This window comes from Pontibacter litorisediminis (genome assembly GCF_029360645.1).
GTDB lineage: Bacteria > Bacteroidota > Bacteroidia > Cytophagales > Hymenobacteraceae > Pontibacter > Pontibacter litorisediminis.
Map to the genome: position 1 here is coordinate 317,019 of NZ_JARDUA010000002.1, position 12,777 is coordinate 329,795.

Consider the following 12,777-nt stretch of genomic DNA (forward strand, 5'->3'; position numbering starts at 1 on the left):
CCGTATCCCACGCGGTCAATATGCCGTTCATGCCTCAGGTAAAAAGATTAATGCCTATATTGGTCTTCTAAAATTCTGAAACATGTTTAAAAGCTTACTAGCTGCTGCTTTACTCACCACAGGTCTCTGGACCGCGCTACCTACGGACCAGCCTGCTGACACAAAAAAAGCCGATGTGCTGAAGGAAAGTATGCTTCGGGGCGAAAAGGTTTACGCCGCTAATTGCCAGAGCTGCCATATGCCGGAGGGAGAAGGTATCCCCGGCACATTTCCGCCACTCGCAAAATCTGACTACCTGCTGAAAGATCAGAAAAGAGCCGTAGGCACGATCCTCCATGGCGTTAGCGGCGAGATAACGGTAAACGGGGCGCAATACAACATGGATATGCCAGCGATGGACTACCTGACAGACCAGGAAGTAGCTGACGTGCTGAACTATATCCAGAACAGCTGGGGCAACAAAGCCAAAGCCGTTACGCCTGCCCAAGTAAAGGCGGAGCGAAAGAAGTAACTCAGGTACGCGAAACTTCTCCGCCGAATCAGAGGCTATACTTAGGCTTGTGGTCTTGGTGCGAATGGAGCAGGAGGATAACCTTTTCCTTCTTCAGCCTCCGGTCCTGCGCTTTGCGCTCAGGCGAGGCGTAGCGGATGTACACCTTCACCCTAACAACCGATTACACCGGCATGCAGCACTGGGAGTTACTGTTTTTCTTTTTTGTTATTGCCTTTGTGTATGCTTCGGTGGGCTTCGGCGGGGGCTCCAGTTACCTGGCGGTGCTGGCACTTTACCCGCTGGCTTTTCAGGAGATTCGGTTGATCGCCCTGCTGTGTAACATCGTGGTCGTGACAGGGGGTACGATCCTGTTCGTCCGGAACGGGCAGGTGATCTGGAAGAAAATCGTTCCGCTTATCCTGGTCAGTGTGCCCATGGCTTATCTGGGCGCCAGCCTGAGGCTTGAGCAGGATACTTTCTACGTGCTCCTCGGCGTTAGCCTGCTGGGAGCGGCTGTGCTGCTGTGGGCGCAAAAGCGATCTGCAGCACTGAAGAAGGAAAGCATCGTTTACCAGCCTAACTACACCCGCGACGGATTGTTGGGCGGCAGCTTGGGCCTACTCTCGGGCATGGTAGGCATAGGCGGGGGCATTTTTCTTTCTCCCCTGCTCAACCTCATGAAGTGGGACAATGCGAAGCGGATCGCTGCTACGGCCAGCCTCTTCATACTCGTAAACTCCGTGGCAGGTATAGCAGGGCAGTTGGCGCAGCTTCCTTCCTCTGTTAACTTTACCCGTATACTACTGCTGGCTGTGGCCGTGCTGGCCGGTGGGCAATTGGGCTCCCGCATCGCGATCGCCCGGTTCAACCCCATGGTCATCCGTCGGATAACGGCAGTTCTTATTTTTGTAGCAGGGCTGGAGGTACTTTATAAGCACCTTCCCTGGTTCAATTAATATAGCTTATGAAAGTAAATGTTCTGGCATTCGGTATTGCCAAAGAGATCGTGGGCGGCTCTTCCGTAGCGGTGGAGCTGCCTGGTGAGGCCACCGTGGCCAACCTGCGCGCGGAGCTGGAGGAGCAGTACCCGCGCTTAAAGCAATTGGCATCCTACATGGTCGCAGTGAATGACACCTACACAACGCCCGGCGATACAGTGCAACAGCACGATGAAATAGCCCTTATCCCTCCCGTAAGCGGAGGCTAAGTATAAAATGCATGATAGATATACAGCTTTCAGAAGCTCCGCTGAATATACCGGCCTGCATCGATTGGGTGATGTCGCCGCAATGCGGTGGCATTGACGTGTTTATCGGGACAGTGCGCAACGCCACCAAGGGCAAAACGGTGCTGCGGCTGGAGTTTGAAGCCTACCAAAGTATGGCCCTGAAGGAAATGCGGAAAATTGCGGAGCAGGCACTGGCGCAGTGGCCTGTGCAGAAAGTACTCGTGCACCACCGGACCGGGGTGCTGGAGGTTGGCGAAGTACCGGTGGTGATAGCCGTTGCTGCCGCGCATCGCGCCGCTGCTTTTGATGCCTGCCGCTACATCATCGATACGCTGAAGCAGACAGTGCCGATCTGGAAAAAAGAGATTTTTGAAGACGGGGAAGTATGGGTGGCGGCGCACCCTTAGCTATGGCTGCTCCTTCCAGGCTTTCAGCCCTCCTTCCAGGGAGTACACCTGCAGGTGCGGGTACTGCTTCCGGATACGCTTCACCGCCTCTCCGCTCCGCTTGCCAGAGGCGCAGTAAACCACAAGCGCCCTATCAGCCTGCTGTAGTAAGTCCTCCAGCCCTATTTGGTCGAGCGGCACGTGCTTTCCGCCTATGTGGAAGACGGCGCGCTCCTCGGCACTTCTGACGTCTATCAACTCATAGCTGCCCTCCGCCATCCCTTGCTTTAGTTCAGGCACCTTTATTTCCGGCACTTCCTCTGCCACCGGCAACTTCTCCACCCTTACTTTCGAGACCTTACCTATTTTGATGATCCGGCTTTGCATGGAGAGCGCATCCAGCAGCAGCAGCTTTCCGGCCAGTACCTCCCCCGTCTGTGTGATCAGCTTGAGTACCTCGTTCGCCTGCATGCAGCCGATCATGCCGGCCAGCGTCGGGATCACGCCCCCTTCGGCGCAGTTGGGTACCTGCGAGGCGTCCACTTCGGGGAACACGTCCCGGTAATGGGGGCTCCGGCTACCGTCCCCGTTCAGCACATTCCATACGGCCACCTGCCCCTCGTACTGGTAAATGGCGCCATACACCAGCGGTTTTCCGGCCAGCACGCAGGCATCATTCAGCAGGTACTTAGTGTCGAAATTGTCGCTGCCATCCAACACCATATCGTAGTTCTGCAGCAGGTCCAACACATTGGCATCGGTTACCTTTACCTCATGCACCACCAGCCGTACACCTGGGTTCTGCTGCTGCAGCTTGCCGCAAGCCACCGCGGCTTTCTTCTGCCCTACCTCCTCCGGCGTAAACAGCACTTGCCGGTGCAAGTTGCCTATAGACACAGTATCAAAATCAGCGATGCCTAACGTGCCGACACCCGCCGCCGCCAGGTATTGGGCGGCAGGGCAGCCCAGGCCGCCGGCACCAACTATGAGCACACGCGCCTTTTGCAGTTTTTCCTGGCCGACTTCCCCGAAGCCCGGCAAGGTAATTTGGCAAGTGTAACGCAAGTTCTCTGGCTGTTGCATCAGGTGGTGGTTCTCTGGTATAAGATTTTCTTTACTTTCTCCGATTCCTCCGGCGTGTTCACGTTCAGGAGCGCCTCGGCTCGTGGCGGCGCCAGCAGGTGAGTATCGCTGTTGCGCAGCACTTTGCGCGGGCAAGTGTACCCCTGCGCCAGAAATGACAGCAGCACAGGATAGCTTTTCGGCTCCCAGATCGTGATTAGCGGCTCTGGGAACCCATCGTGCGGACTCGCAAAGGTGGTTGCCAGGCAGGCGCTGTTCCGGTTTTCCTTCAGGTGCCGGAGTGTGGCAAGATCAAGCAGAGGCAGGTCGCAGGCAAGTACCAGCCAGGCAGCGTCCGGCTGCTCCCGAAAGGCAGATAAAATAGCACCGTAAGGCCCTAAGCCGGTGAAGGTATCAGGCAAGGCGCTATAGGTGCTGTCCAGCGCTGCCTGCTGCTCCGGCCGGCAGGAGATAAACACCTCCTGGCACAGCGTTTTCAGCAGATCGGCAGCATGGTACCGCTGCTCCTTCCCGTGCCAGTTCATCGCGCCCTTGTCCTGTCCCATGCGCAGGCTCTGCCCACCTGCCAGCACCAGGCCGTTCAGCTTCGGCGTTGCCTGCTGCAGCTGCTCTCTGAAAAAAGCGATGATCTTTTCTGTTTCGCCCAAACGATAAACAGGAATCGTGCGCCAGTCTGGGATGGCCTCCTGCACAAAGTCAAACACCTCCTCCGCATCGTTGGTCAGCAGGAACAGCGACACCTGCGTGAGCTGCGGCAGCCTCTTCTGCAGCGAGGCTTTTTTAGCAGGATCGATCACCACCACCTGCGCCTTTGCCTGCTCGTGGTTGCCGTTTACCAGTACCAGGTCCATATCTGACAGCAGCTCCCGGAACTGAAACGGGTTCAGCTCCTTGTTAAGCTCCAGCTGATGGTAGTGTATCTGATCGGTATACTCCACCACGGCACCTGCCGCCAAGCGGCCCGGCAACGGTTCTTCGGCGTCTGCCTGTGCATGAGAGGCATCTATGTAGGCACATCTATACTTGGCAGACAGGGCTTTTACCACTGCATCCGCCAAGGCTTTGATGGCGCCGCAGGGTGTGCCCACTATCGCCCACTCGTTGCGCCCGAAATTGCCATAGGCGGGCCTGGCAATCAGGCTGTGTTTTTTATGCTCTTTTAAAGTCACGCTTTCCTCCTGTCTTTTCGATCAGCCTGGTTTCCTTTATCACAATATCATGGCTCAGCGCCTTGCACATATCGTACACCGTCAGGGCGGCAACGGAGGCGCCTACGAGTGCCTCCATTTCTATCCCTGTTTTGGCCGTGATGCTGGCTGTGCATTCGATCACCACCTCCTGCTGCTCATTAAGCTGTATAGTAATGTTACAGTTGTCCATCCCGATCGGGTGGCAAAGCGGAATCAACTCTCCGGTTTTCTTGGCCGCCATGATGCCCGCTATGATGGCTGTCTGAAACACTGATCCTTTTTTGGTCTGAATGTCGTCTGCAGCAAATTTCTCCAGCACCGCCGGCGGCAAGGCCACAATGCTCCTCGCTGTGGCGGTGCGGTGGGTAGCCTGCTTCCCGCTAACGTCCACCATGGTGGCCTGTCCTTTGTCATTCAGGTGTGAAAAATCGCTCATGTGTTCTACTTCTTGCTGTGTCTTACTTCAAATGTAAGGCTAAATGGGCGCAACTCAAATTCCTCCCCGGCCTGCCGGTTTTACCTTTTATACTTGTCAAATCAGGGAGAAGCTTTTGTAACCCGCTCATGCAAACCCACTTTTGCTTATCTTTCAGATGCCGGAAAACCTCTAGTAAACGGCACACTTTGCAGGTGGGTATAACACTTACGCAACATCATGAAAAACATTGCGATTGTAGGTTCAGGAATCTGTGGTTTAGCGACGGCTTATACGTTGGTGGAAAGAGGGCATCATGTGACAGTATACGCCAAGAATTTCCCGCCCGAAACAACTTCTAACAGAGCCGCGGCGTTCTGGTTTCCTTACCACATCGAAAACGACCTGCGGTGCATCCGCTGGAGCCAGGCGAGCTACCAGCGGTACGTTGCCCTGATGGATGACACGGCTACAGGTATAAGCATGCGGCAGCTGCACAAAGTCTCGAAAAGCACCGATGCCCCCGCTAACTATTGGAAAGACTTTATTCCGGCAAACTCGTGCAGCACCCTGAAGGTAACAGCCTTTCCGGCAGATTTTCAGGAAGGGTATGCCCTGCAGGTGCCCCTGGTGGAGACGCAACGCTTCCTCCCCTGGCTACTGGACGATCTGAGTCGTAAGGGTGTGCAATTCATCAGGCGTGAGGTAAAAGCCCTGGGTGAGCTTACAGCTTCCCATGAATGGGTGATCAACTGCACCGGCCTGGGTTCCAGAGTACTGTGCCACGATCAGGAGATTTACCCCATTAGAGGGCAGGTCGTGCTGCTGCCTCCCCAGCAAGGCATGCCGATTTTTTTGTACGAGGAGCAGCCGTTTTACATCGTTCCCAGGCAGGATGCCACCGTGGTCGGCGGCACTTTTGAGGAAAATGTATGGGACACCACACCAGAGCCGGCCACGCTCCAGCGCCTCTACCAGCAAGCAGTAAGGCTATTTCCGGAGCTGTCTGAGCAGCCTATGGTTGGAAGCTGGGCTGGCCTGAGGCCCTTTCGAAAAATAATCCGGTTAGAGCAGGAGCCGGGGCAGAACATCATCCACAACTACGGGCATGGGGGCAGTGGCTTTACTTTAGCCTGGGGATGTGCCGAAGACATCGCGCACTTGATCGGCGGCTAACCCTGCGGCTTAATTAAACGGCCACACGCGGTATACTTCGCCAGCCTTAAAGGTGCTTCTTTCCAACGGGAGCTCCAGGAAGGCATCTGCCTCCACCAGGTTGGCAAAGTCGCCGGAGCCGTTGCCCTGCAGCGGCGTAGCCAGCAGCTGTCCGCTCTCGCTTATACTTAGTTTTACCTGCAGGAAGTACTGTAGCTGTGGCTGAAAGATAATATCTGCATGCAAAGCTGCATAAAGGGCAGGCTGCGGATTTACCCCCAGGCTGGCCCTAAGCCAAGGGAGGAAGTAGCGGTGCAGGCACATAAAGGTGGAGGCCGGGTTGCCCGGTAAAGCAAAGACAACGGCTCCCTGTGGATGAACTCCAAACCAGAATGGTTTTCCGGGACGCTGCTGCACCTTGTGAAAAAGCTTCTCCACAGCCAGCTCCTCCAGCACCTGCGGCACAAAATCATACTTGCCCATGGAGATGCCTCCGCTAAGTATGATCACATCGTAAACGTGCAGGCAGCGCATGAGCTGCTCCTTTGTCTGCGCCACTTCATCCGGCAGGTGCAACAGGTCGGCCTGTAAATCATACTGCTGCAACGCCGCTTTTACCATGTAGCTGTTCGAGCGCCTGATCTGGTACGGCAGCGGGGTCTCCTCCACCCCCACCAGTTCATTGCCGGTTGAGATGACCACCGTGCGGGGCAGCTTTCTCACTTCCAGTTCGGTAGCCCCTACCGCTGCCGCCATGCCCACCAAGGTAGCTGTCACCACCTGGTTTGCGGCGGCTACCACATCCCCCTCCTTTCGGTCTTTGCCTTGTGGGTGGATGTTTTGCCCTGGCTGCACAGCATCTAATTTCACGGTCGCCAAGCCTTCCTGTAAGTCCAGGTCTTCGTAGCGGATAATGGTGTCGGTGGAGGCAGGCAAAGCCGCCCCGGTCATGATCTCTACGCATTCACCTGCAGCCATTGTCTCCACGGCAGGCTCCCCGGCCGCCTGGGTTCCCCTGATCTGGAAGGTGCGGGTACCGGCGGCGAAGTCAGCATACCTGATCGCGATACCGTCCATGGCGACGCGGTTAAAGGGCGGCAAGTCTCTGTCTGTCCGTAGGTCTGTGGCCAGAACCCTTCCCAGCGCCTCCTCAAACGGCACCCGCGCAGCACCAAAGTCTCTTACCTGTACCTGTACAATCGCTTCGGCTTCCTCAACCCGGATCATGCTGTGGTTATTTTGATGGTTAGCCCCCTATCGTGGCCATAGAGGCGTGGAGGGTGTATAAGGTACTGTTCTTTTCTGCCTCCCAGCCGTCTTTCTCCTTCCGGCTGATGGCTCCCAGAAGCGCTTCCTGCAAACCCTGCTCCGGCACACTGGCCCGCAGAAGGTCCTTTACATTCAGCATGCTGTTGCCGTAAAGGCAGGTCTTCAGATCGCCCTGCGGCGTGAGCCTGATGCGGTTGCAGGTGCCGCAGAATGAGCGTGTATAGGCGGCAATGATGCCCACACTGCCTTTGTGGCCGGGAATTCGGTAGTTGTAGGACGTGGAATGCGGCGGGTCCACCACCTTCTGAATGTTTGAATACTTTGCTTTGATGGCCTCCAGGATGCGCCAGTGGTCCCAGTTCAAGCTAGCAGAATGGCCTCCTGCCCCGTTAAAAGGCATCTCCTCAATAAAGCGCACGCTAACAGGTGCCTCCTTAGTGAGCGCCACCAGCGGTAGGATATCGGCTGTGTTCTTCCCCTCCATCACCACGGCATTGATTTTTACCTCAATTCCGTGCTTCAGCAAAGCATCCAAGGTTTCCAGCACACTCGGGAGCACGTTACGCCGGGTGATGGCCAGAAAGCGGTCAGGATCGAGGGTGTCCAGGCTGAGGTTAACGGCAGCTACGCCGATCTTTTTAAGTTCGGGCACAAAAGGTGCCGTAAGCACCCCGTTAGTGGTTAGGGTTAGCTGCTGCAGCCCCTGCAGTTGTGAGAGCCTGGTGAGAAAGGGCATGAAGTCTTTGCGCACAAAGGGCTCTCCGCCGGTGATACGGATTTTCTCTATCCCCATCTTTAGGAGCACCGAGCTGATGTGCAGCATCTCCTCGTAGGTCATCACCTCGCTTCGGGAGAGCCAGTCGAGCCCCTCTTCGGGCATACAGTAAAAGCAGCGCAGGTTGCACCTGTCGGTTACCGCCAGTCGCAAATAATTGATTCTCCTTCCGTGTCTGTCTACCAACATGCGCCTCTGTTTCATACTGCAGGTAGCTTATACTATACCTGCTTTATATCTGATGGGGCGGGCACTCTTGCCCGCCCCATCAGATTACCCTATTACGTTCTTCAGCTCCGCCTGTTCCATAAAAGGCTGGTTGCGCAGGCGCTTGCCCGTAGCCTTGAAGATAGCATTTGCTACGGCCCCACCCGTTGGCGGCAGCGCCGGCTCGCCCAAGCCGGTCGGGTCAATGCCGTTGTTCACAAAGTGCACGTCGATTTCCGGCACCTCTTTCAGGCGGATCAGGCGGTAGTTGTTAAAGTTCTTTTGCTCGGCTGCGCCATCTTTAAAGGAGAGCTTGCTGTACATGGCGTGGCCCAGGCCATCCACAATGCCGCCGCGCACCTGCTGGTAAGCGCCGCTTAGGTTCACCACTATGCCACAGTCGGCGGCAGCGTATATTTTTTCCACTACCGGTACCGAGCTTTTGACTTTCACCTCTGCCACCTGGGCCACATAAGAGCGGTGGGAGAAGTATACGCTGAAGCCTTGGTGCACGCCTTTCTTCTTGCCCCAGTTTGATTTTTCGGCCGCCAGCTCGATCACCCCCCGCATACGGTCGATGTCATACTTGATCTCCCCTACAGGGGCTTTCTTGGCTTTCTCCAGCAGCTCCAGGCGGAACTGCACCGGGTCTTTCTTCGCCGCCTGCGCCACCTCGTCCAGAAAGGCCTGCTCCGCGAAGGCCAGGAAATTGGTGATTGGCGCACGCCAAGGCCCCGTCGTGATGGGGGATTTATGCTCTACCGAGTCGATCAACAGGTTTTCTACCGCGCCGGATGGGAAGTTGTCTTCTCTGGTCGGGTTACCGGAGTTGATGCCCACGCCACGCAGCTTATAGCCGATCATATTGCCTTTGGCATCCAGGGCCGCCTCAAAACGGTAACGCACGGCCGGGCGGTACGTGCCGCCGGTCATGTCGTCTTCGCGGCTCCAGATCACTTTTACCGGTGCCTTAACGATGTTCGACAGCTCTGCCGCCTCCAACGCATAATCGTTGCTCAGCCGGCGTCCGAAGCCTCCACCCAGGCGCGTGAGCTCCAGCGTGATCTTTTCGGGGGCAATATCCAGCAGCTTCGCTACCTGGTCGCGGGCCCTTTCCGGTGTCTGAGTAGGTCCCGCCAGTTCCACGCCATCCGGGCGCACATGCGCAAAGAAGTTCATCGGCTCCATTGGGCTGTGCGACAGGAACGGGCACTGGTATTCGCTTTTAATGACTTTCGCAGCCTTCTTAAAAGCGGCCTCCACATCCCCATCCTTGCGGCGCACGTTGGCCTCCGGGCTATCCAGCAACTCCTTGAACAGGCGGTCATGGTCGGCAGTGCTTTCCAGTGCGCCGTCCTTTTCATAGGCTATCTTCAGTGCCTTGCGGGCTTTCATCACCTGCCAGGTTGATTTGCCCACCACGGCTACATTGTTCTTGAACGTAACCACATCCACGATACCCGGCATGGCCTTGGCAGCGGCCGCGTCCACCGACTTCAGCTTCATGCCGAACGCCTCCGGCCGCTGAATCATGGCAAACAGCATCCCTTCTTTGTAAAGGTCCAGGCCGTACAGCGGCTTACCGGTGATCATCTCGTGGTTATCCACGTTACGCACGGCGGTTCCAATCAGCCTGAAGTCTTTGGTCTCCTTCAGCTTCACCTCCGTTGGCACAGGCAGTTTGGAGGCCTCGGTAGCCAACTCGCCGTAGCTCAGCTTGCGGCCGCTAGCCATATGCACCACCATGCCGTTTTCCGTCGTGAGGGAGCTTTCTGCTACATTCCAACGCTTGGCTGCAGCCTCCAGCAGCATTTGGCGGGCCGTGGCACCTGCCTTGCGCAGGCGTTCCCAGGAGTGCGGCACGGCACCACTGCCGCCGGTCACCTGGCGTTCAAACTTAGTGGTATCCAGTGGCGCCTGCACCACTTTCACCTTGGTCCAGTCGGCATCCAGCTCCTCTGCCACGATCATCGGGAAAGAGGTTTTGATGTTCTGCCCCAGCTCCGGGTTAGGCGAAAGAATGGTGATGATATTTTCCGGCGATATGGAGAGGTAGCTGTTGAAATCGATGGCTGCCGCCGAAAGGTTCGACGCATCGATCAGGCCCAGCGCCGACGCGACGGAGCTGGTGGAGTTAAAGCCCAGCACAAGGCCACCGCCCGCCACCGCGAACAGCTTCATAAAACTGCGTCTGCTTTCCTGTGTCTTGTTCGGCATGGCTTATTTGAGTTTAGTGGCGGCTAATGCAACTGCTTCGCGGATGCGGTGGTAGGTACCGCAACGGCAAATATTCCCGTTCATGGCATTGTCGATGTCCTCGGCGCTTGGCTTGGGGTTCTTGTTCAGCAGCGCCGTGGCCGTCATGATCTGGCCGGCCTGGCAGTAGCCGCACTGTGCCACATCCACTTCGTCCCAGGCCAGCTGCACCGGATGGTCGCCTGCCTCCGACAGGCCTTCTATGGTGGTGACCCTGGCATTGGCGGCGGCTGAAACAGGGTATACACAAGAGCGCATGGCGTTGCCGTTCACGTGCACGGTACAGGCGCCGCACTGCGCAATGCCGCAGCCATACTTGGTGCCTACCAGTCCCAGGTTGTCGCGCAGCACCCACAGCAGCGGGGTATCCGGCTCTACATCGACCTCATAGCTTCGGCCGTTGATTTGCAGCTTGTATGTTGCCATCTTTCTCCTTAAATAAGTTTACACTCCAAGTTAAGAAATAATCCCGTTCCTAGAACAAGTATAAGTATAGGTGATCCTTAATTTAACCGGTAAGGCCAGCCCGAAGCAAGGCCGCGTAATCTGCCGCTGTGTCAATATCGATCGCCCCTGCCGGGAAGGGGTAGGCAATTACGGCTTCCTTATGTTTGAGAATGACTTTTTTGGCTCCCTCCTGCCCCCGCAGCGCCAGCAGCTCCGGGAAGTATGCTTTATCGAACAATACAGGGGTGCCCAGCGTGTTTTGGTAGGCGCTGGCTACAATGTCGCCGCGCTTCCCCTGCTTTGCCTGCAGCAGCCCCTTTAGGACGGCAGCAGTGGCATAAGGCTGATCGCATACCATAAAGACAGCCCCTGAGGTTTCTGGGTGCAGGCGGAGCAACTCCTCCAGCCCGCAACGGATGGAGGCACTCATCCCCTCCTGCCACTCCGGATTCCGGACAACCGTAACTTCGGCCTCCCTTAGCTCCGGCAAAAACTTTGCGGCATTTGCCCCCAGCACCACCACAAGGGGAGCGAAACCAGCCTCCAGCCCCGCCTGTACGGCCCGCTGCAGCAGGCTTTGGCCCTGGAACTGCAGCTGCTGCTTGGGCTCCCCCAGCCGGGAGGAAGCGCCCGCCGCAAGTATAACAAGGCCCGCCGTCATAGGGAACAGCCCGAAACACGCACCTGATGCCCGATTTCCGCGCTTTCTTCCGCACGTGCATGTATGGTCCCGCTCTTCTCGCGCAGCGATGTGCCTGGCTTGCCCATCAGCACCGCCTTGATCTCCGCAACTATGGAAAGAGCGATCTCTTCGGATGTTTCTGCGCCGATGTCCAGCCCGGTAGGCCCATACACCCGCTGCAGCATCTCATCGGTGATGGCCATGCCTTCCGAGCGCAGCTCGCCCAGCATGCGCTCCAGCTTTTTCTTAGGCCCAAGCGAGCCAATGTAAGGTAGCGGCAAAGGCAACAGCTGCCGCAGCATGGCCAGATCGTAATTATAGTTGTGCGTCATGAGCACGAACACCGTGCGGGAGTCGGGTGTCAGCTGGGCCAAGGCCTGCTCCGGCTTTGCCACAAGCACCTGCTGCGCGGCAGGAAAGCGTGCCGCCGTAGCATAGTTGCCACGTCCGTCCACCACCGTCACCTGCCAGCCCAGCAGTGCGGCCATCTGTGTCAGCGGAAGGGCATCGTTTCCGGCGCCTGCTATCACCAGCGATACGGCAGGATGCAACAACTCCACAAAGCCTGTTAACTCACCTTCCGTTGAAGTATAAGTACGGGTATTGGAAGTGCCAGATCGGAGCACCTGCTGCGCATCCGCCAGGATGGCATCCTGTACCGCGGCATACGGACAAGCACCCAGGCTGGCCCCATTTTCTGGCAGGAAAAAGCAGGTACCCGGCTGCTGCGCTTTTCTATTCTCAAGCGAAAAAAGGGTCACGACCACCCCCGCTTGGCGGCTGCTCAAAAAAGACTGGAAAAAAGTGATCGGGTTTGCGGAGTCATCCGGGTTAATAGGCTCAATGAGTATCTGAATAATGCCGTTGCAGCCCAGGCCAACCCCCAGTTGCGTATCGTCTTCGTCAGTGGTGTCATAGGTGATGAGCATGGCCTTCTGCTCCAGCATCACCAGGCGCGCCTTGCGCAGGGCGTCACCTTCCAGGCAGCCGCCGCTGATAGCACCGGTCAGCTGCCCATCCGCCGTCACCAGCATGCGTGCGCCCGGCCTCCGGTAAGAAGACCCCTGCACCTGCACCACTGTCGCCAGCGCCGCCTGCTGCCCTTTTTGTTGCGCCAGTTCGTAAGCCTGCACAATATCCCGCAGTTCTTTCATGAGAGTTTACTTAAAGCGTTTTAGCTTTTGATGGGTA

The 12,777-nt window shown here is 56.8% G+C and carries 14 protein-coding genes; 5 read left to right on the plus strand and 9 right to left on the minus strand.

Annotation, left to right across the window (positions count from 1 at the left end):
- Positions 1–82: 82 nt before the first annotated feature.
- The 4 genes from PXG97_RS07635 to PXG97_RS07650 all read left to right on the plus strand — a co-directional run bounded on the left by PXG97_RS07635 (position 83) and on the right by PXG97_RS07650 (position 2,128).
- Positions 83–511 carry a c-type cytochrome gene (locus PXG97_RS07635; RefSeq protein ID WP_276497158.1) on the plus strand — a complete coding sequence of 143 codons (429 nt, stop codon included), beginning with the start codon at positions 83–85 and terminating at the stop codon, positions 509–511.
- A gap of 137 nt (positions 512–648) precedes the next feature.
- On the plus strand, positions 649–1,449 hold the full coding sequence (locus tag PXG97_RS07640) for a sulfite exporter TauE/SafE family protein (protein WP_276497159.1): 801 nt from the start codon (positions 649–651) through the stop codon (positions 1,447–1,449).
- A gap of 8 nt (positions 1,450–1,457) precedes the next feature.
- Positions 1,458–1,700: a molybdopterin converting factor subunit 1 gene (gene moaD, locus PXG97_RS07645; protein ID WP_276497160.1), complete on the plus strand. Its 243-nt coding sequence runs from the start codon at positions 1,458–1,460 to the stop codon at positions 1,698–1,700.
- Between the two features lie 11 nt (positions 1,701–1,711).
- A complete protein-coding gene (locus tag PXG97_RS07650; protein ID WP_276497161.1) occupies positions 1,712–2,128 on the plus strand; it encodes a molybdenum cofactor biosynthesis protein MoaE in 417 nt (138 codons plus the stop codon).
- On the opposite strand, the gene moeB is transcribed toward PXG97_RS07650, so the two are convergent.
- The 3 genes from moeB to moaC are packed head-to-tail and all read right to left on the minus strand — an operon-like array spanning position 2,129 to position 4,816.
- Positions 2,129–3,190: a HesA/MoeB/ThiF family protein gene (gene moeB, locus PXG97_RS07655; protein WP_276497162.1), complete on the minus strand. Its 1,062-nt coding sequence runs from the start codon at positions 3,188–3,190 to the stop codon at positions 2,129–2,131. It abuts the gene before it with no gap.
- Positions 3,190–4,359 carry an NTP transferase domain-containing protein gene (locus PXG97_RS07660; protein WP_276497163.1) on the minus strand — a complete coding sequence of 390 codons (1,170 nt, stop codon included), beginning with the start codon at positions 4,357–4,359 and terminating at the stop codon, positions 3,190–3,192. Before PXG97_RS07660 ends, moeB begins: the two co-directional genes overlap by 1 nt.
- Positions 4,340–4,816, minus strand: coding sequence for a cyclic pyranopterin monophosphate synthase MoaC (gene moaC / locus PXG97_RS07665; RefSeq protein ID WP_276497164.1), 477 nt, complete (start codon positions 4,814–4,816; stop codon positions 4,340–4,342). Before moaC ends, PXG97_RS07660 begins: the two co-directional genes overlap by 20 nt.
- Positions 4,817–5,035: 219 nt before the next feature.
- Between moaC and PXG97_RS07670 the strand changes: the two genes are divergently transcribed.
- Positions 5,036–5,971: an FAD-dependent oxidoreductase gene (locus tag PXG97_RS07670; protein ID WP_276497165.1), complete on the plus strand. Its 936-nt coding sequence runs from the start codon at positions 5,036–5,038 to the stop codon at positions 5,969–5,971.
- A 9-nt stretch (positions 5,972–5,980) separates the two neighbouring features.
- Here the strand turns inward: PXG97_RS07670 and PXG97_RS07675 are convergent, their stop codons facing one another.
- The 6 genes from PXG97_RS07675 to PXG97_RS07700 all read right to left on the minus strand — a co-directional run bounded on the left by PXG97_RS07675 (position 5,981) and on the right by PXG97_RS07700 (position 12,740).
- Positions 5,981–7,177 carry a molybdopterin molybdotransferase MoeA gene (locus PXG97_RS07675; protein WP_276497166.1) on the minus strand — a complete coding sequence of 399 codons (1,197 nt, stop codon included), beginning with the start codon at positions 7,175–7,177 and terminating at the stop codon, positions 5,981–5,983.
- A gap of 19 nt (positions 7,178–7,196) precedes the next feature.
- The gene (gene moaA, locus PXG97_RS07680; protein WP_276497577.1) at positions 7,197–8,183 is read right to left on the minus strand and encodes a GTP 3',8-cyclase MoaA; all 987 of its coding nucleotides are present in this window, start codon (positions 8,181–8,183) and stop codon (positions 7,197–7,199) included.
- A gap of 84 nt (positions 8,184–8,267) precedes the next feature.
- Positions 8,268–10,418, minus strand: a complete 2,151-nt coding sequence (locus PXG97_RS07685) for a xanthine dehydrogenase family protein molybdopterin-binding subunit (protein WP_276497167.1) — start codon at positions 10,416–10,418, stop codon at positions 8,268–8,270.
- A gap of 3 nt (positions 10,419–10,421) precedes the next feature.
- Entirely contained in the window at positions 10,422–10,883 is a 462-nt protein-coding gene (locus tag PXG97_RS07690) for a (2Fe-2S)-binding protein (RefSeq protein ID WP_276497168.1), read from the minus strand.
- Positions 10,884–10,965: 82 nt separating this feature from the next.
- Positions 10,966–11,565 carry a nucleotidyltransferase family protein gene (locus PXG97_RS07695; protein ID WP_276497169.1) on the minus strand — a complete coding sequence of 200 codons (600 nt, stop codon included), beginning with the start codon at positions 11,563–11,565 and terminating at the stop codon, positions 10,966–10,968.
- Positions 11,562–12,740 (minus strand): XdhC family protein, encoded by a 1,179-nt coding sequence (locus PXG97_RS07700; RefSeq protein WP_276497170.1) that lies wholly within the window; start codon positions 12,738–12,740, stop codon positions 11,562–11,564. Before PXG97_RS07700 ends, PXG97_RS07695 begins: the two co-directional genes overlap by 4 nt.
- Between the last annotated feature and the right edge of the window lie 37 nt (positions 12,741–12,777).

Coding starts and splice junctions, on each gene's coding strand:
- moaD (WP_276497160.1), top strand. CDS start 1,458: ATGAAAGTAAATGTTCTGGCATTCGGTATTGCCAAAGAGATCGTGGGC.
- moaC (WP_276497164.1), bottom strand. CDS start 4,816: ATGAGCGATTTTTCACACCTGAATGACAAAGGACAGGCCACCATGGTG.
- PXG97_RS07690 (WP_276497168.1), bottom strand. CDS start 10,883: ATGGCAACATACAAGCTGCAAATCAACGGCCGAAGCTATGAGGTCGAT.
- PXG97_RS07695 (WP_276497169.1), bottom strand. CDS start 11,565: ATGACGGCGGGCCTTGTTATACTTGCGGCGGGCGCTTCCTCCCGGCTG.
- moeB (WP_276497162.1), bottom strand. CDS start 3,190: ATGCAACAGCCAGAGAACTTGCGTTACACTTGCCAAATTACCTTGCCG.
- PXG97_RS07700 (WP_276497170.1), bottom strand. CDS start 12,740: ATGAAAGAACTGCGGGATATTGTGCAGGCTTACGAACTGGCGCAACAA.
- moaA (WP_276497577.1), bottom strand. CDS start 8,183: ATGTTGGTAGACAGACACGGAAGGAGAATCAATTATTTGCGACTGGCG.
- PXG97_RS07670 (WP_276497165.1), top strand. CDS start 5,036: ATGAAAAACATTGCGATTGTAGGTTCAGGAATCTGTGGTTTAGCGACG.
- PXG97_RS07640 (WP_276497159.1), top strand. CDS start 649: ATGTACACCTTCACCCTAACAACCGATTACACCGGCATGCAGCACTGG.
- PXG97_RS07675 (WP_276497166.1), bottom strand. CDS start 7,177: ATGATCCGGGTTGAGGAAGCCGAAGCGATTGTACAGGTACAGGTAAGA.
- PXG97_RS07635 (WP_276497158.1), top strand. CDS start 83: ATGTTTAAAAGCTTACTAGCTGCTGCTTTACTCACCACAGGTCTCTGG.
- PXG97_RS07650 (WP_276497161.1), top strand. CDS start 1,712: ATGATAGATATACAGCTTTCAGAAGCTCCGCTGAATATACCGGCCTGC.
- PXG97_RS07685 (WP_276497167.1), bottom strand. CDS start 10,418: ATGCCGAACAAGACACAGGAAAGCAGACGCAGTTTTATGAAGCTGTTC.